Consider the following 15,590-nt stretch of genomic DNA (forward strand, 5'->3'; position numbering starts at 1 on the left):
GTCGCTCCGGACCGAGGTTGCGATGCGGAGAGTGTCTTACAGGTCGCCGGGGAAGGCCGTCCACCTGTGATGCGTGTCGCGTCTCCGGCGCCGCTCGCCTGGTGTTGACCGCGAAATCTTTTCATTCGGCAAAATCCTGCATCCGTTGTCGCGGTTGGGCGTTTCACACCTGAGTTCGTTATCGGGAGATCCACATGAACAAGGTTTTGCTTGCCGCGAGTTTGGTCACGCTTGGACTAGGGACGACGATGGTGTTGACCCCGTCGCGTGCCCTAGCGGCCGACGCCGCCAACCCGTACGGTAACATCGACCACAGCAATGACGCCGGCAACGACACGGGCGACAGCCGGGTTGAGGGACTCAACGCTCAACAGATGAACGAGAACTACAAGGGGCCGCTTGAGCTGCGTGCACCGGCCGGACCGGTGACGATGGTGCCCGCACAGCCGCCGCCGGGCGCGCCGCCGCCGCCGCCCCCCGGCACGGTCGTGCGATAGGCCGGCGGGGGGAGGAGGCCTTAACGCGAACTGGTATTAGGCCACCTCTTTCTGCACCACGCCCAACAACCGAGCCTGCAGGTCGTGGTCGTCTTCGAGGGTCTTGGCGGTTCCTTCGAACGCCACGCGTCCGTTCACCAGCACGTACGCTCGGTCCACCAGCGGCAGCACGCTTTCGGCGTGGTGCTCGACGATCACCATCGCGACCCGGCCGCGCAATTGCGCCAGCGCGTCCATCACTTCCTTCACGATGGTCGGCGCCAGACCCTCGAACGGTTCGTCCAGCAGGATCAGTTTCGCCGGCACCATCAGCGCACGCGCGATGGCCAGCATCTGGCGCTCGCCGCCGGACAGGCTTTCGGCCTTCGACCGTTGCAGCACTTTCAGCTTGGGGAACAGCGCGTAGACGTCGTCCAGTGACGCACCGCCTGGACGCATTGCCAGCCGCAGATTGTCCAGCACCGTCAGGTTGGGGAACAGCCGCCGCCCTTCCGGCACCAGCGAGATACCCTGCTGGTTGATCTCATACGGCTTGCGATTGGTGATCTCACCGCCGCTCAGCGTGATGGTTCCGGCGGCGGAGCGCACCGTGCCGGTGATCGCCTTCAGCGTCGTGGTCTTGCCGACGCCGTTGCGGCCCAGCAGGGCGACGGCCTCACCTTCGTGGACGATCAGCGACAGGTCTTCCAGCACCACACTGCCGGCATATCCGGCGCGCAGCTTGTCCACCACCAGCAGCGGGCTGCTGGCGGCATGCGCGGCACGATCGGCGTCGGTCGGTGCCGGCGGCGGGACAATTCGTTCGGCACCCAGGTAGGCGGTGACGACGTCGGGGTTGCTGCCGACCTCCGCCGGCTTGCCGTCGGCGATCAGCCGGCCCTGGTGCAGCACGGTGATGCGGTCGGATAGCGCCAGCACGCGGTCGATATCGTGCTCGATCAGCAGCACGGCATGGGAATCCGCCAGCTTGCGGATCAGCGACCCGACAACCACGCGGTCGGCCTCGGCGAGCCCGGCCAGCGGCTCATCCAGCAGCAGCAGCTTGGCGTCGGTGGCCAGCGAGATGGCGATCTCCAGCAGCCGCCGCTGCCCATGCCCCAGATTGGCACACGAATCCGCCGCTCGGTCTTCCAGCCCGACGGCGGCCAGCAGCGACCAGGTACGTGCGTTGAGGTCATCGTAGGTGTAGGCGTCGCGCCACAGGCCCCAAGCGCGTTTGTCCTGCGCCTGCACCGCGACGCGCACATTCTCGAACGCCGTCAGGTTGGGGAACACGCTGAGGATCTGGAACGACCGCGACAGCCCCAGGCGGATGCGCTTGTGCACCGGCAGGGTAGTGATGTCGTGGCCGTCGAACATGATGCTGCCGGCGTTGGGCTGCAGGATGCCCGTCAGCATGTTGAAGAACGTCGTTTTCCCCGCGCCGTTCGGGCCGATGAAGCTGTGCAGCTTGTACGGATAGACGTGCAGGTTCAGATCGGTCGCGACCACAAGTGACCCGAACCGCTTGCTCAGCCCGCTGACGGTCAGGATTGGCTTGGACGGATCCAGCTGGGCGCCGCCGGGCCGGTACGGCTCGATCGCCGCGGGGCGAGGGGGGATCGCCTTGCGGGTCAGCGTCCAGTCGGTGCGGCGTTTCAGGCGGAACACCAGGCCCTGCATGCCCTCGGGCGAGGCGAGTGCGAAAATGATCACGATCGGGGCGAAGATCAGCCACCAGCCTTCGCCGATATTGTGCCAACTGATCGCCGACAGCCGGTCCTCCAGCAGGATGAACGCGATCGCACCCCAGAGCGGCCCCAGGAAGTGATGCACGCCGCCCATCACCGCCATCAGCAGCGAGTCACCAGCATGCTGCCAGCTCAGGTTATCGGCGTAGGCACCGTTGATCATGAACGACAGCAGACCGCCCGAGTAGCCGACCACCGCGCCCATGATGACGAATGAAACGAATTTCAGCCGGAACGTGTCGTAACCCAGGCTTTGCGTACGCTGTTCGTTGTCGCGCAGCGCCTGCAAGGACCGGCCGAACGGCGAATGCGCGATGCGCCACAACAATCCCATGCCCAGGCAGACGGTGATGACGGTGAACACGTGGAACGACCAGGCGCTGGTGAACAGCGGCCGCGGCACGCCTTGCAGGCCGTTCTCGCCGCCGGTCACGTCGGTCCATTTGAACGCGATCTCGAACGCGATCTGGGAAAACGCCAGCGTCAGCAAGGAGAAATACAGGCCGCGGCGGCGCAGGATGATCAGCGCGATGACGGCCGCGAGCACGATCGAGAAGGCGACGCAAAAGATCAGCGCCACGATCTCATTCGGGGCGCCGCGCAGCATGACGAAGGCGACGGCGTAGGTGGCGCAGCCGAAGAACACCGATGCGCCGAATGGCACCAACCCGGTGTAGCTGACCATCATGCAGACGCCGGCGCCGTATAGCGTGTAGATGGCGATCTGGGTGATCAGGGTGATCGGCGCGCCGATCAGATGCCACACGCCGGTCAAGGCGGCCAGCACGACGAAGACGACCAGGACGGGATGGCGGATGGCGTTGCTCATTCGAAGCGCTCCCAACGCTCACCCAGCAGGCCGCGTGGGCGCAGGATCAGCATCACGGCCATGAAGACATACATCACCGCGCCGGAGGCCGAGGGGTAGAACTGGATGGTCAGCGCGATCACCACGCCCACCATCAGCCCGGCGATGACGGCGCCGGCGAACGACCCCAGGCCGCCGATGGCGACGACCACGAAGGCCGGCATGATGGCGTTGGTGGCCATCGATGGCGTGACGACCCACAGCGGCGCGGCCATCACCCCGGCGATGCCGGAAATCGCGCAACCCAGGCCGAACACCCAGGTCAGCACCCGCGGCAGGTTGATGCCGAGCAGGCCGACCATTTCGGGGTCGCGCGATCCGGCGCGCAGGATGCGGCCGAACGGGGTTTTCTCCAGGAACAGCCACAGCAGCAGCAGCAGGACCGTCGTCGCCGCCAGCATGGCCAGGCGGTATTGGGCGATCAGGATCGGACCCCAGATCAGGAAGCCGCTAAGGAACGGCGGCGGGCTGAACGGCTGGCCGATGCCGCCGTAGATCAGGCGCACCGACGCCTCGATCAGCAGCGCCAGGGCGAAGGTGACGATCAGGCTGATCAGCGGTTCCTTGTCGTACAGCTTCTGGATCAGCGTTCGTTCCACCACCATGCCAACGATGCCGACGAAGATCGGCGACAGGATGACGGCAGGCCAGCCGAACAATTGGTACAATGTCAGGGCGAAGTAGGCGCCCAGGGTGAAGAACGAACCGTGGGCGAAATTGACGATGCCCAGTAGTCCGAAGATGATCGACAGGCCGATGGCGATCAGCACGTAAAGACTGCCGACAACCAGGCCACTCACGATCTGGGGTATCAGGATTTCCAGCATGATGGAGCGGGTCCTCCCCCCTTTATCGTTGGTGGCCAGGGCTGGGCTGGCCGGATGAATATGTGGACAAGCGGTAGGCCGGCCGGGATGCGTCCCGGCCGGCCGGACCGCGTCAGCCCATCTTGCAGCCGACTTCCGCTTCGGTGCCGAACACCTTGTCCAGATCGGCGGTATCCTTCGGCAGCGCGGCCTCGACGTTGAAATAGTCCCATTTGTCGGTGATCTGGGGTTTCACGCTGACGGCGAGGTTCTTCATCATCATCTGATGATCGAACTTGCGGTAACTGTAGGAATACCCGTCGGCCGGGGCCTTCCAGGCTTCCAGCGCCTCGACGATCTTCATCGGTTCCAGCGATTTCGCCGCATCGATCGATTCGAACAGCGAACGCGCGGTGATCCAGCCCATCCAGGCCTTGTCGGCCGCCGGCTTGCCGTATTTCTTGTCGTACGATTCGGCGAATTTCTTTTCTTCCGGCGTATTGTTGGGGTTCTTGTACCACCACAGCGCGGTGAACGTGCCGGTCGCCGCCTCCGGCCCGACGGACCAGATGTCGGTGTCGCCGATGGCGATTTCCAGGAACGGGATCTTGCCGCGCATGCCCATCGCATCCCACTGCTTCAGGAAGGTGGACAGATCGCCGGCGGACAGGCCGCCCCACACCACGTCCGGCTTCGCCTGGCGGATCTTCAGGATGAAGGAGCTGAAATCCGGTGTGTTCAGCGGCGCTTCGTCGGACCCGACCACGGTACCGCCGGCTTCCTCCAACAGTTGGCGCCCTGATTTGACGATGTCCTGGCCGAACGCATAGGACGCGGTGATGAAATACCATTTCTTGCCATAGGTCAGCGCGAACGGCGCCAGCATCCGGCATTGCACCGCCACAGGCGTATTCAGCCGGAACGTGTAGCGGTTGCAGTTCTTGCCACTGATATCCGTCGCCGCGGCATTGTTGCAGACGAACGGGATTTTCAGTTGCGCTGCCGTGGCTTCCTCGGCCAGCGCGTTGGACGACAGCGATCCGCCGAGGATCGCCGACACCTTATTTTCCTGCACCAGCTTCTGCATGTTCTGCGTCGCCGCCTGCGGCGTCGGTTCGTCCAGCCACACCAGTTCGGCCGGCTGGCCCATGATCATGTTGTTGCGCTCTTCCAGCGCCAGGAACGAGCCGTTGGCCAGGTATTCGGTCTGCGCCGCGATCTGCCCGGTCTTGGCCAGCAGCAGGCCGATCTTGATCGGATCGGCGGCGCGCGCGATGTGCGGTGCGGCCAGCGGTGCGGCGGCCAGGGCCGTGGCACCCAGCAGGGCCTTGCGGCGCGGGATCAGCAGGCCAGAGGTACCAGACGTCATCTTCAACTTCCCCTCGTGTTATTTAGAGTTCTCCAGGACGCGCTCGTTTAACGCGTCTCCTTTACGTAAGCAATTCGGATTGCGGTGGTATATTTCGGCGTTTAGCTTGTGCCGCCATGCGCACTGACGCATTCGCCGCGCCGTATTGCTGGTAACCATCGATGCGCTGCACGATCTCGAAAAAGAACCGGTCGTCGAACGGATCGGTGTAGGCGTGCAGGAATTCGCCGGTGTCGTCGCGGTCGTACAGGATATTGTGCGCCCGCAACATCTCCAGCCGAGACTCGTCCAGGCCCCAGCGGGCCTCGATATCCTCGTAGTAATTGCCGGGGATCGGCAGGAAGCGGGCGCCGCGGGCCGCCAATTGCTCCATCGTGTGGCGGATATCGGTGCTCGCCATCGCGATATGCTGCACGCCGGCACCGGAGAATGTCGTCAGGAACCGCCCGGTCGTGGTTTCCCGGCTTTCCGAGATGTTCAGCGGCAGCCTGATTTCCCGCCCCACGCTGGTCATCGTCCGGCTTTGAATAAGCCCCATCGAGTCGGGGATTTCCCAGAGCGGTTCGGGAACGAAACCGAACAGCGCGCGATAGAACAGCACGAAATGATCCATCCGGCCCATCGGCAGCGCCTGGGCGATGTGATCGACCGAGGTCAGCAGGGTTTCTGGCGCTGCTTCGTCGAACAGTTTGAAATCGACATCGTAGATCGTCGACCCGTCGGACGATGGTTCCACCAGATACAACAGCGTGCCGTCGGGGGCGCGCACCGCGGGGATCTGCCGTTCTCCGGGGCCGATCGGTTCCTGCCATGGTGGGCACAGCAGCGCCTCGGCGCGTTGCACCGCGTGCCTAGCGTCGTCCACACGGAATGCCATCGCACACACCGATGGGCCGTGGAACTGGAAATGTTCCGCCGCCGCGCTGTCCTGCTCGCTGTTCAGGATCATGTTGATCCGGCCCTGGCGGAACAGATCGACGGATTTCGAGCGGTGTCGTCCGGCGTAATGAAAGCCCAGGCCGCGCAGGGTTTCCGCCAGCCGGCGGCCGGATTGTTCGTCTACGGCGAATTCCAGGAACTCGACGCCGTCGAAATGGGGGATCGCGGGCAGGGCTGTTGCGCCGGCTTCGGCTTCGACCAGCAGCAGCGAGCGCAGGCCGTCGCGCGCCATCAGGCGGGCGGGCGCGGAGCGGAATTCGTCGTTGAAGATTTCCAGCGACAACGGGCCGCGATAGCCGGCGCCGATCAGGTCGCGGACGAAATCGGCCACCGGCAATTGGCCCTGGCCGGGGAAATTGCGAAAGTGGCGGCTCCACGACAGCACGTCCATCGACAACTTCGGCGCATCGGCCAGTTGCGCCAGGAAGATTTTGTCCGCCGGCACGTCAGACAGGCCGGCGAGGTCGTCGCCCAATGCCAGCGTATGGAAACTGTCGACGATCAGGCCCAGCGCGGGATGGCCGGCGGCTTCGACGATCTTCCAGGCATGGCGCCATTTGTTGACGTTGCGGCCCCAGGCCAAGGCCTCGAAGCCCACACGCAGGCCTCGTTTGTGGGCACGTTCGGCCATTTCCGCCAGATCGGCGGCGGCACGTGCGTCGTCGTCGATCGACGCCGGCGAGACGTTGCTGCATACCAGCAGCAATTCGGCGCCCAGTTGCTGCATCACGTCGAACTTGCGTTCGGCGCGATCCAGGTTGCGGGCGCGTTGTGCGTCCGGCATCGCCTCGAAATCGCGGAACGGCTGGAAGCAGGTGATCGCCAGGCCGAGGCTGTCGGCCAGATAGCGGACGTCCTGCGGCGAGCCTTCGAAGGTAAGAAGGTCGTTTTCGAAGATCTCGACGCCGTCGAAGCCGATCGCCGCGGCGGCTTCCATCTTCTCGGCCAAGGTGCCACTGATGGAGACGGTGGCGATGGATTTCGGCAGAGGGGGGACAGTCATGGATGGGCGTGTCCCGACACACTCTCGCCGTCATGGCCCGGCGTGTCCGGGCCATCCGCGCTTCGTCGGCCGGTGCGAAGATGGCCGGAACACGCCCGGCCATGACGGATGGGCCGGAGCCGGTTTTGCCAGAGGCTTCGCCATCCATCGCTTATCCTGACGCCTGTAGAGGCTGTCCCGGCTGCGACGGCGAGCGAGGATGGGATCGCGCCAAACCATGAGACAATGGGGGATGACATCAGATGTCCATGAACACCGTTTCGTTGCCGCCCTGCAACCTGATGTCCAGCCGCCAGGTATCGGCTGAAACTTTCTTCGCGATCAGGGTGCCTCGGCGTGCGGCGTTGTCGATCAGCGAGAGGACGGGGTCGGTTTCGTTCAGCGCCTCGTCCTGGAAATACAGCCGGGTGGTCAGCGCCTTCAGCAAGCCGCGGGCGAAGATCGATATCGCGACGTGCGGCGCCTGCTGAGCGTTGCCCAGGCCTGCGACCGGACCCGGTTTCAGCGTCATGAAGCGGAACGAACCGGTGCTGTCGGTCCGACAGCGGCCGAAGCCGGGGAATGTCTCGGATGCTTCGGGGCTAGTCTGCCAGATCTCCACCGCCGCGTCGGCGACGGTGTTGCCGCCGCCGTCGGTCACGGTGCCGGTCAGCACGATCTTTTCACCCTCGGCGCCGAAACGGGTCAGGTCCGCCCAGGTGGGGTCCTCGATCAGGTGCCAGAACGGACCGATCGTCTGGTTTGCGGTCGCGACCGGCATCGTTCAGCCCTGTTCCGTTGGCGTGGCGTTGCGGCCGCGCAGGACGAAGTCGAACCGGTAGCCCAGCGCCCATTCGGGGGCGGTGATGTCGATGTCGAACGCCGCCACCAGGCGCTCGCGCGCGGCCCTGTCCGGCACTGACAGATACACCGGGTCCAATGCCAGCAGCGGGTCGCCGGGGAAATACATCTGGGTGATGACGCGTTGTCCGAAGCCGGTGCCGAACAGCGAATAATGGATATGGTTCGGCCGCCACGCATTGTGATGATTGCGCCAGGGATAGGCACCGGGCTTGATGGTGACGAACTGGTACCAACCGTCGGCATCGGAGAACACCCGCCCGCCGCCGTGGAAATGCGGGTCCAGCGGTGCGTCGTGCTGGTCGCCCGGATGGTCGTAGCGGCCGCCGGCGTTGGCCTGCCAGATCTCGATCATGGTGTGTGGGATGGGGCGGTCGTTTTCGTCCAGCACCCGGCCGCGGACGATGATCCGCTCGCCCTGGGCCTGCTTGCCGCCGGTCACCGACAGGTCGGCCATCGGCGCGAACTGCGTCGGCGAGAACCGCGGGCCGGTGGTTTCCGTCACGGTCTGCGGGATGCGCAGCAGCGGCTGTGTCGGGTGGCGCAGATGGGTGCTGCCATAGGACGGCGTGTCGTTCGCCGGCTGGCTGCCCGCCGTGGTCGCCAGGAATGGCGCGGTTTCGGTCGTCATGCTCCCTCCTGCTCCCGTCGGTGTCGCCGCCGCACCGTTGACGTGGATTAACCAGTTAGTTACTACCGGGACCACGGAACGCGGCGCAAGCGGAATATGCGTTTCAGTCCCGTCGGACTCCAGGCACTATCGGACGGTTTCGCGGCCAGAGGCAATCGGGATTATCCCATGCAATCATCCTATCTGATCGGCCTGATCGGAACCGGTATCCAGGCCTCGCTGACGCCCGCCATGCATATGCGGGAAGGGGAGGCGCTGGGCTTCCGCTATCTGTATAGGCTGGTTGATCTTATCGTTCTTGGCCTGGGCGTGGAGGCGCTGCCCGACCTGCTGACGGCGGCGGAGCGGATGGGTTTCGACGGCCTGAACATCACCCATCCATGCAAGCAACTGGTGCTGCCGCTGCTGCACGATCTGTCGGACGACGCCAGGGCGATCGGCGCGGTGAACACCGTGGTACTGCGGGACGGCAGGCGCATCGGGCACAACACCGATGCCTCGGGCTTCGCCGCGGCGTTCCGGCGGGGGCTGCCGGATGTCCGGCTGGACCGGGTCGTGCAGTTCGGTGCCGGCGGGGCAGGGTGCGCAGTGGCCAACGCCGCGCTGGGGCTGGGTGTCGGGCAACTGACGCTGATCGACACCGATGCCAACCGAGCGGGGGCGTTGGTGGAAAGTTTGTGTGGCCGGTTTGGGGCTGGGCGGGCGGTGATGGGCGGCGATCCGGAACCGGCGGTCGCGGCGGCGGACGGGGTGATCAACGCCACCCCGCTGGGCATGGCGAACTATCCCGGCCAAGCCGTCCCGGCATCGCTGCTGCGGCCGGCGCTTTGGGTCGCCGACATTGTCTACTTCCCGCTGGAAACCGCGTTGCTGGCCCCGCTCGGGCGGCTGGATGCCGGGTGCTGAGCGGCGGCGGGATGGCGGTGTTCCAGGCCGTGGAGGCGTTCCGCCTGTTCACCGGTTCGGCGCCCCAGGCCGACCGCATGCTGGCGCATTTCGCGGAGATGACCGCGGGGTGAGGATGCCGTTCGCGGCAATCGCGGCGGGGTCGTGCGGGTTTCAGCAAAAGGAAGCGCCTAACGCAGATGAAGAAATTGGATGAACGCGGATGGACGCAGATGGAAGGGATTACAGGCCATTCGCCACGCGCCCGATTTCCAGCCGCGGTTTGCCGAAGTTGAGCAGTAGGCAGAGCGGCAGGCCCGTCGCCTTGAGGTAGTTGAGGCATTGCGCACGATGCCCATCATCCAACGCCCTGACAGTTTTCAATTCGACCAAAAGTGTCTGCTCGACCAGCAAGTCCACGCGATACTGACCGACCACGACGTCATCGTATGTGACCGTGAGGGCGTGTTGCTGCATGACCTCCAATGCCGCCTTGCGTAGCTCATGAGCCAAGGCGTTCTCGTAGACCTTCTCCAGGAATCCTGGCCCGAGGGTATTGAGCACGGTAAACGCGCAGCCGATGACACGGCCAGACGGTTCATTCAGCCAAGTGGCATTCGCGTCCATCTGCGTGAATCCACCTTTATCTGCGTTGGAATCCTTACTTTTGCGATACTGCCGGCAAATGATTGCCATTGTATTAACCCCACAACCGCCCCCGCCATGTGATTGCTCGGGCGCGGGCTCGGTGGCACCATCGCAGGCTCAACGACACAAAAACCGGGGGAGCGACCATGAGAGCCAGCAGCGACCGCATCCTGACCAGCCATGCCGGCAGCTTGCCGCGCCCGGACGCGTTGATCGAGGCCAACCGCACCCGAACCACCGCCGACGAAGCCCAATTCCAGGCGCAACTGCGGTCGGCCGTCGCCGACGTGGTGGCTCGGCAGAAGGCGCTGGGCATCGACCTGCCCGGCGACGGCGAATACGGCAAGGCAATGGGCAGCCGGGTCAACTACGGCGCGTGGTGGAGTTATTCGTTCCAACGGCTGGGCGGTCTCGAACTGTCCGGTCCGGGCCTGTACGACGTGCCCTCTCGGCGGTCGAACCCGAACGAGGTCGTGCTCACCAGCTTCGGCGACCGGCGCGACCGCATCCGGTTTGCCGGCGCCTATAATGATCCTGAGTCCGGGATCACCACCGGGCCGCGGGCGCCGCATACCCCGGTGTGCGTGGGGCCGCTGTCCTATACCGGCCACGCGGCGATCAAGGCTGACATCGACAACTTCAAGGCGGCGTTGGCGGCGGCGGGGATCGAGGAAGGCTTCATGACCTCGGTGGCGCCCGGCAGCGCGTCGCGCATCGGCAACGTTCATTACAAGACCGATGACGACTTCCTGTTCGCCTGCGCCGACGCGATGCGCGAGGAATACAAGGCGATCATCGACGCCGGGCTGATCCTGCAACTGGACGATCCCTCGATCGCCGAGAACTGGGACATGATCAACCCCGAACCGACGGTGGAGGCCTATCGCGCCTTCTCCATGCGGCGGGTGGAGGCGCTGAACCACGCCATCAGGGGGTTGCCGGCGGATCGGATCCGGTTCCATCTGTGCTGGGGAAGCTGGCACGGGCCGCACACCACCGACATCCCGATGCGCGACATCGTCGGCGTGATGCTGGCGATCAACGCCGGCGCCTATTCGTTCGAAGCCGGCAATGTGCGCCACGAACATGAATGGAGCGTGTGGCGCGACGTCAAGCTGCCGGACGGCAAGCTGATCCTGCCCGGCGTCGTCAGCCACGCCACCAATGTCGTCGAGCATCCTGACCTGGTGGCGGAACGGATCACGCGGTTCGCCAACCTGGTGGGGCGGGAACGAGTGATCGCCGCGACCGATTGCGGGCTGGGCGGGCGGGTGCATCCCGATATCGCCTGGGCCAAGTTGGCCGCACTGGCGCAAGGGGCCGAACTGGCAAGCCGGGCATTGTGGGGCCGGCCGAAAGCGGCCTAAGCGGTCAGGCGTTGCGCTGACAGCGGGAGAATCGGGTGAGCGTGGAAGCTCTAACTGTACTGGCGGCCCTTGTCGCGCTCGCCGCGCTGCTGGGCGGGCTCGTCAGCGGCTGGATCGGCGGTCGTCGTGGACCTGGGGACGCCCACGCACTGCAAAACCTGTCCACGTTGGTCGATCAATCCGGCCGGGCGACGCGGGAAGGGATCGAGGCTCTGCGCGGGGCGTTGGCGGACGTGGAACGGGTGCTTGGCGCGAAGGTCGAGGACGGGTTGCGGACAGGATTCGACCGGTTCCTGGCTGGCATCGAGACCTTTCGTGGCGATGTCGTGGCTGTCTCCGCCGCGATGACCCGGCTGGGCACCGAGGTGCCCGCCGCACTGGAAACCGCCGGTGCGAAGGCCAAGGCCGAAGCGGCCGACGCCAACCGCCTGCTGCTGACCGGGCTGACCGCCGGCCTGCATCAGCTTGGTATTGAACAGGCAACGAAAATCGAGGCCTTCGGAGTCAGGATGGACGCGTCGGGCACCGGCGTCATGAAGGCGATGACCGATTTCCAGGCGGCGTTGACGGAAGGCCTGGGCCACGTGCGCGAGACGGTGACCCGTATCGGCGGCGAGATGACGACGACCCTCGCGGACAACCAGGGCAAGGTTTCCAAGGCCCTGACTGACGATTTCATCAAGCTGACCGCGCATGTCGATACCAAGATCGGGGAGATGCGCGCGGGCAACGAAGCCAAGCTGCTGGAGATCCAGGGTGTGGTGGACCAGAAGCTGCAAGAGGGCATCGAAAAGCGGATGACCGAGAATTTCGCGAAAATCACCGCGCAATTCGCGGAAGTCCAGCAGGCGGTGGGAGAGGTGAAGACCGTCGCCGGCCAGGTCGGGGACTTGAAAAAGCTGTTCTCCAACGTCAAAAGCCGTGGCGGATGGGGCGAGGCGCAGGTCAAGGCGACACTGGACGATATCCTGCCGCCGAACGCGTACGAAATGAATAAATGCGTCAATCCGGCCACGTCCGATACCGTGGAATTTGCCCTGAAGCTGCCGGTCCAGGGGGGCTTGCCGGTTTATCTCGCTGTCGATGCGAAGTTTCCGGTCGAAGACTACACGCGCCTGCTGGAGGCGGTCGACGCCGCCGATCCCGCCGCGGAGAAAGCCGCTCGGGCTGCGTTGGAGACTCGCATTCGGCTGGAGGCGCGAAAGATCCAGACCAAATATATCGCGCCGCCTTACACTGTCGAATGGGCGATCCTGTATCTGCCGAGCGAGGGGATTTATGCCGAGGTTACCCGCAATGGCGATTTGATGGAGGCGGTTCATCGCGAACATCGTGTCGTCATCATGGGACCGTCGATGCTGGCGGTCATGTTGCGGACGATACAACTCGGCCACTACACGCTGGCGATCAGCCAGAAAGCCGAGGTGATCGGCCAGATCCTGGGTGCGGTGAAGCATGAGATGGTAGATTTCGGCAACCAGTTCCGCCTGATGGAAAAGAACGTCCAGAGCCTGGGCAACAACATTCGAAAGAGCCGCACCCGAGCCAGCGTCATCAGCCGCAAGCTAAGCGGCGTCGCCGCACTGGAAGGTCCGGCCGCCGCCGAGGTGTTGGAACTAACGTCGGAGCTAGAGGACGAAACCGGCCTGGAATCCGAGGACTAAACCGTCCCATGGGTTGTCCGCCGTTCGGTGGGATTCGTGGGCCGTTAGAACCCGCAGCGTAGGACATTGGCGCCCCGTCGGATGTCGGCGCGGACGCCACGTCATTTTTTAAGGCAGATTAGCGGGATGAAGATGGATGAAGGGGATCGCGGTTGTTGGAGCCGGTCACCGAACGGATCATTGGGTGGGTTTTCGGGTTGCCAATCCGCCGCACCATTGCGCGACCCTGATCGCGAGCGCCATCTCCTTCATCCCCCCCTTATCCCGCTAATCCGCCTTAGAAAAGAGACGCCATAGCCGTGGCTCCTGCAGGGCCGGGTTGCAATCAATCCCCATCTACCCCAACCATCCCACGATCGTTTCTACAATCATCGCCTTATGCCGCTTTCGGACCTCCGGGGCTGACAAGTCGCAGTTGAAAATCATCCCGAATGTGTGCCGGTTGGATACGCGGTAGAAACATAGTCCGCTGATCATCAGATGCACGTCCACGGCCGAACAGGGCCGCGTGAACGCGCCCTGCGCGCGTCCCCGGGTCAGGATCGCATCCAGGATCGCGATCGCATCGGCGTTGACGTGCTGGATGGACGGCAATTGCCGCAGATGCCCGGCTTGGTGGATGTTCTCGATGGCGATCAGCCGGACGAAATCGGGATGCGAGTCCTCATAGTCGAAGGTGAATTCGATCAGCCGCCGCAGCGCGGCCACCGGCGGCAGGTCATCGAGTTCCAGTGTCGCCTCGGCGGCGCGGATGTCGCTGTAGGCTTGTTGCAGGACAGCCGAATACAGTCCCTCCTTGCTGCCGAAATAATAATATATCATGCGTTTGGTCGTGCGAGTTCGTTCCGATATCGCATCGACCCGAGCGCCGTTGAGGCCGTGTTCGACGAACTCGGCTCGGGCGACGGTCAAGATGTCTGCGCGGGTGCGTTGCGCGTCGGGCTTTCGCCCATGCTCCTTGGTGACAGACACAAGCGGCGTTTCCCCTGCCAGCGCGTTGGGCGGCAGGATAACACATGTCCGAACCAGTTAGTGAAGGCCAATGCAGCCGTCCGCCGAGAGGCTGAACATTGCGCCGTTGGCGGGCTTTGCGCGACAACAGAGGCGACACACAAGCCGCGGGGATTTCCTGATGAACAACGCCTTCACCTTCCTGATGCTTCCGCCGCAAACCGGGCTGACCCGGCAATGGGCGGCGCGCCTGGCACATGCCGTCCCGGGCATGAACCTGGTGCTCGCCGAGGACGCGGACACCGCCGCCGCGGCCATCACAACCGCGGACGCCGCCTTTGGCACGCTGCCGGCGGCACTTTTGGCGAAGGCGCAACGCCTGCGCTGGCTACAGGCGCCACAGGCCGCGCCGCCGGCCGGCTACTACTATCCGGAGTTGATCGCGCATTCGCTGACGGTCACCAATTTCCGGGAGATCTACAACGACCACATCAGTGCCCACATCCTGGCCTTCGTGCTGGCCTTCGCGCGTGGCCTGCACGTCTTCATCCCGCAGCAGATCCGCCGGGTCTGGGCCAAGCCGCCCGACGACCAGGGTGTGGTTCCGCTTCCCGGCTCCACGGCGCTGATTGTCGGTCTCGGCGGGATCGGGGCGGAGACGGCGCGGCTGCTGGCGGCGTTTGGCGTCCAGGTCCTGGCGGTGGATGCCCGCCGAACCGACCAGCCGGCGTGTGTCGCGGAGCTGCACAAACCCGACGCACTGGACTCGCTGTTGCCGCGAGCTGATTTCGTCATCCTGACAGTGCCGCATACACCTGCGACGGAGGGATTCTTCAACCGCTCGAAATTCCGGCTGATGAAGCCGAGTGCGTTCTTCATCAACATCGGGCGGGGGATGACGACGAAGCTGGACGACCTGGTCGCCGCGCTGAAAGCAGGAGAGATCGCTGGCGCTGCGCTGGATGTGTATGAGCAGGAGCCGTTGCCGGCCGAACACCCGTTGTGGGGCCTGCCGAATGTGCTGCTGACCCCGCATATGGCGGGATACGGTCCGCATCTGAACGAGCGGCGGTATCAGATCATCGAGGACAACTGCCGGGCGTTCGCCGAGGGACGGCCGTTGCGCAACGTCGTGGATAAGGCGACGTGGTTTTAGGCTGGCTCCACGGTGAAACCGGCGTCGCGGAGGGCGTCGGCCACCGCGGCGTCACCGGCGGTGGTTTCGACACGGACCAGCTTGGTCGTCAGGTCGGCTTGCAGGGTCGCCTTCGCGTCGAGATCCCGCACCGCGCCGGTGAGGGATCGGATGCAGGCGTCGCAGTGGATATCGGGGATGCGGAACTGGGACATGGGTGGGGTCCTTGTTCGGAACGAGGCCGGCCGCTCTTCGTG

14 protein-coding genes are annotated in these 15,590 nt (G+C 64.5%); 5 read left to right on the forward strand and 9 right to left on the reverse strand.

What is annotated here, in order from left to right:
* Positions 1–194: 194 nt before the first annotated feature.
* Positions 195–497, forward strand: coding sequence for a hypothetical protein (locus tag GSQ89_RS36555; protein ID WP_158933038.1), 303 nt, complete (start codon positions 195–197; stop codon positions 495–497).
* Positions 498–533: 36 nt separating this feature from the next.
* Here the strand turns inward: GSQ89_RS36555 and GSQ89_RS36560 are convergent, their stop codons facing one another.
* From GSQ89_RS36560 to pcaH, 6 genes are all read right to left on the reverse strand, one after another.
* Positions 534–3,056 carry a branched-chain amino acid ABC transporter ATP-binding protein/permease gene (locus GSQ89_RS36560; protein ID WP_158933039.1) on the reverse strand — a complete coding sequence of 841 codons (2,523 nt, stop codon included), beginning with the start codon at positions 3,054–3,056 and terminating at the stop codon, positions 534–536.
* Complete coding sequence (locus GSQ89_RS36565) at positions 3,053–3,922, reverse strand: branched-chain amino acid ABC transporter permease (protein ID WP_158933040.1); 870 nt, start codon at positions 3,920–3,922, stop codon at positions 3,053–3,055. Before GSQ89_RS36565 ends, GSQ89_RS36560 begins: the two co-directional genes overlap by 4 nt.
* Before the next feature lie 112 nt (positions 3,923–4,034).
* Complete coding sequence (locus GSQ89_RS36570; protein WP_158933041.1) at positions 4,035–5,270, reverse strand: ABC transporter substrate-binding protein; 1,236 nt, start codon at positions 5,268–5,270, stop codon at positions 4,035–4,037.
* Between the two features lie 61 nt (positions 5,271–5,331).
* Positions 5,332–7,212: a bifunctional sugar phosphate isomerase/epimerase/4-hydroxyphenylpyruvate dioxygenase family protein gene (locus GSQ89_RS36575; RefSeq protein ID WP_158933042.1), complete on the reverse strand. Its 1,881-nt coding sequence runs from the start codon at positions 7,210–7,212 to the stop codon at positions 5,332–5,334.
* A 238-nt stretch (positions 7,213–7,450) separates the two neighbouring features.
* On the reverse strand, positions 7,451–7,972 hold the full coding sequence (gene pcaG / locus GSQ89_RS36580; protein WP_158933043.1) for a protocatechuate 3,4-dioxygenase subunit alpha: 522 nt from the start codon (positions 7,970–7,972) through the stop codon (positions 7,451–7,453).
* A gap of 3 nt (positions 7,973–7,975) precedes the next feature.
* A complete protein-coding gene (gene pcaH, locus GSQ89_RS36585) occupies positions 7,976–8,683 on the reverse strand; it encodes a protocatechuate 3,4-dioxygenase subunit beta (protein ID WP_158933044.1) in 708 nt (235 codons plus the stop codon).
* Between the two features lie 168 nt (positions 8,684–8,851).
* Between pcaH and GSQ89_RS36590 the strand changes: the two genes are divergently transcribed.
* Complete coding sequence (locus GSQ89_RS36590) at positions 8,852–9,589, forward strand: shikimate dehydrogenase (RefSeq protein WP_254073553.1); 738 nt, start codon at positions 8,852–8,854, stop codon at positions 9,587–9,589.
* Positions 9,590–9,811: 222 nt separating this feature from the next.
* Here GSQ89_RS36590 and GSQ89_RS36595 read toward each other — a convergent pair whose 3' ends face one another.
* The gene (locus GSQ89_RS36595; RefSeq protein WP_216856611.1) at positions 9,812–10,264 is read right to left on the reverse strand and encodes a GxxExxY protein; all 453 of its coding nucleotides are present in this window, start codon (positions 10,262–10,264) and stop codon (positions 9,812–9,814) included.
* A 98-nt stretch (positions 10,265–10,362) separates the two neighbouring features.
* Here GSQ89_RS36595 and GSQ89_RS36600 point away from each other — a divergent pair, with 98 nt between their 5' ends.
* Positions 10,363–11,583: a cobalamin-independent methionine synthase II family protein gene (locus GSQ89_RS36600; RefSeq protein ID WP_158933045.1), complete on the forward strand. Its 1,221-nt coding sequence runs from the start codon at positions 10,363–10,365 to the stop codon at positions 11,581–11,583.
* A 35-nt stretch (positions 11,584–11,618) separates the two neighbouring features.
* Positions 11,619–13,247 carry a DNA recombination protein RmuC gene (locus tag GSQ89_RS36605; RefSeq protein ID WP_158933046.1) on the forward strand — a complete coding sequence of 543 codons (1,629 nt, stop codon included), beginning with the start codon at positions 11,619–11,621 and terminating at the stop codon, positions 13,245–13,247.
* 336 nt (positions 13,248–13,583) lie between these two features.
* Here GSQ89_RS36605 and GSQ89_RS36610 read toward each other — a convergent pair whose 3' ends face one another.
* Complete coding sequence (locus tag GSQ89_RS36610; RefSeq protein WP_158933047.1) at positions 13,584–14,219, reverse strand: TetR family transcriptional regulator; 636 nt, start codon at positions 14,217–14,219, stop codon at positions 13,584–13,586.
* Positions 14,220–14,379: 160 nt separating this feature from the next.
* Here GSQ89_RS36610 and GSQ89_RS36615 point away from each other — a divergent pair, with 160 nt between their 5' ends.
* Positions 14,380–15,354 (forward strand): D-2-hydroxyacid dehydrogenase, encoded by a 975-nt coding sequence (locus GSQ89_RS36615; protein ID WP_158933048.1) that lies wholly within the window; start codon positions 14,380–14,382, stop codon positions 15,352–15,354.
* Here the strand turns inward: GSQ89_RS36615 and GSQ89_RS36620 are convergent.
* The gene (locus tag GSQ89_RS36620; protein WP_158933049.1) at positions 15,351–15,548 is read right to left on the reverse strand and encodes a cation transporter; all 198 of its coding nucleotides are present in this window, start codon (positions 15,546–15,548) and stop codon (positions 15,351–15,353) included. The two genes, GSQ89_RS36615 and GSQ89_RS36620, sit on opposite strands and share 4 nt — an antisense overlap.
* Positions 15,549–15,590 lie beyond the last annotated feature (42 nt).

Origin of the sequence: Acidisphaera sp. S103 (assembly GCF_009765975.1) — a bacterium.
Lineage (GTDB): Bacteria > Pseudomonadota > Alphaproteobacteria > Acetobacterales > Acetobacteraceae > Rhodopila.

What these genes read in the sequence shown, in the direction of transcription:
- GSQ89_RS36565 (WP_158933040.1), bottom strand. Translation starts at nt 3,922, where the DNA reads ATGCTGGAAATCCTGATACCCCAGATCGTGAGTGGCCTGGTTGTCGGC.
- GSQ89_RS36615 (WP_158933048.1), top strand. Translation starts at nt 14,380, where the DNA reads ATGAACAACGCCTTCACCTTCCTGATGCTTCCGCCGCAAACCGGGCTG.
- GSQ89_RS36590 (WP_254073553.1), top strand. Translation starts at nt 8,852, where the DNA reads ATGCAATCATCCTATCTGATCGGCCTGATCGGAACCGGTATCCAGGCC.
- GSQ89_RS36575 (WP_158933042.1), bottom strand. Translation starts at nt 7,212, where the DNA reads ATGACTGTCCCCCCTCTGCCGAAATCCATCGCCACCGTCTCCATCAGT.
- GSQ89_RS36555 (WP_158933038.1), top strand. Translation starts at nt 195, where the DNA reads ATGAACAAGGTTTTGCTTGCCGCGAGTTTGGTCACGCTTGGACTAGGG.
- pcaH (WP_158933044.1), bottom strand. Translation starts at nt 8,683, where the DNA reads ATGACGACCGAAACCGCGCCATTCCTGGCGACCACGGCGGGCAGCCAG.
- GSQ89_RS36620 (WP_158933049.1), bottom strand. Translation starts at nt 15,548, where the DNA reads ATGTCCCAGTTCCGCATCCCCGATATCCACTGCGACGCCTGCATCCGA.
- GSQ89_RS36570 (WP_158933041.1), bottom strand. Translation starts at nt 5,270, where the DNA reads ATGACGTCTGGTACCTCTGGCCTGCTGATCCCGCGCCGCAAGGCCCTG.
- pcaG (WP_158933043.1), bottom strand. Translation starts at nt 7,972, where the DNA reads ATGCCGGTCGCGACCGCAAACCAGACGATCGGTCCGTTCTGGCACCTG.
- GSQ89_RS36595 (WP_216856611.1), bottom strand. Translation starts at nt 10,264, where the DNA reads ATGGCAATCATTTGCCGGCAGTATCGCAAAAGTAAGGATTCCAACGCA.
- GSQ89_RS36600 (WP_158933045.1), top strand. Translation starts at nt 10,363, where the DNA reads ATGAGAGCCAGCAGCGACCGCATCCTGACCAGCCATGCCGGCAGCTTG.
- GSQ89_RS36560 (WP_158933039.1), bottom strand. Translation starts at nt 3,056, where the DNA reads ATGAGCAACGCCATCCGCCATCCCGTCCTGGTCGTCTTCGTCGTGCTG.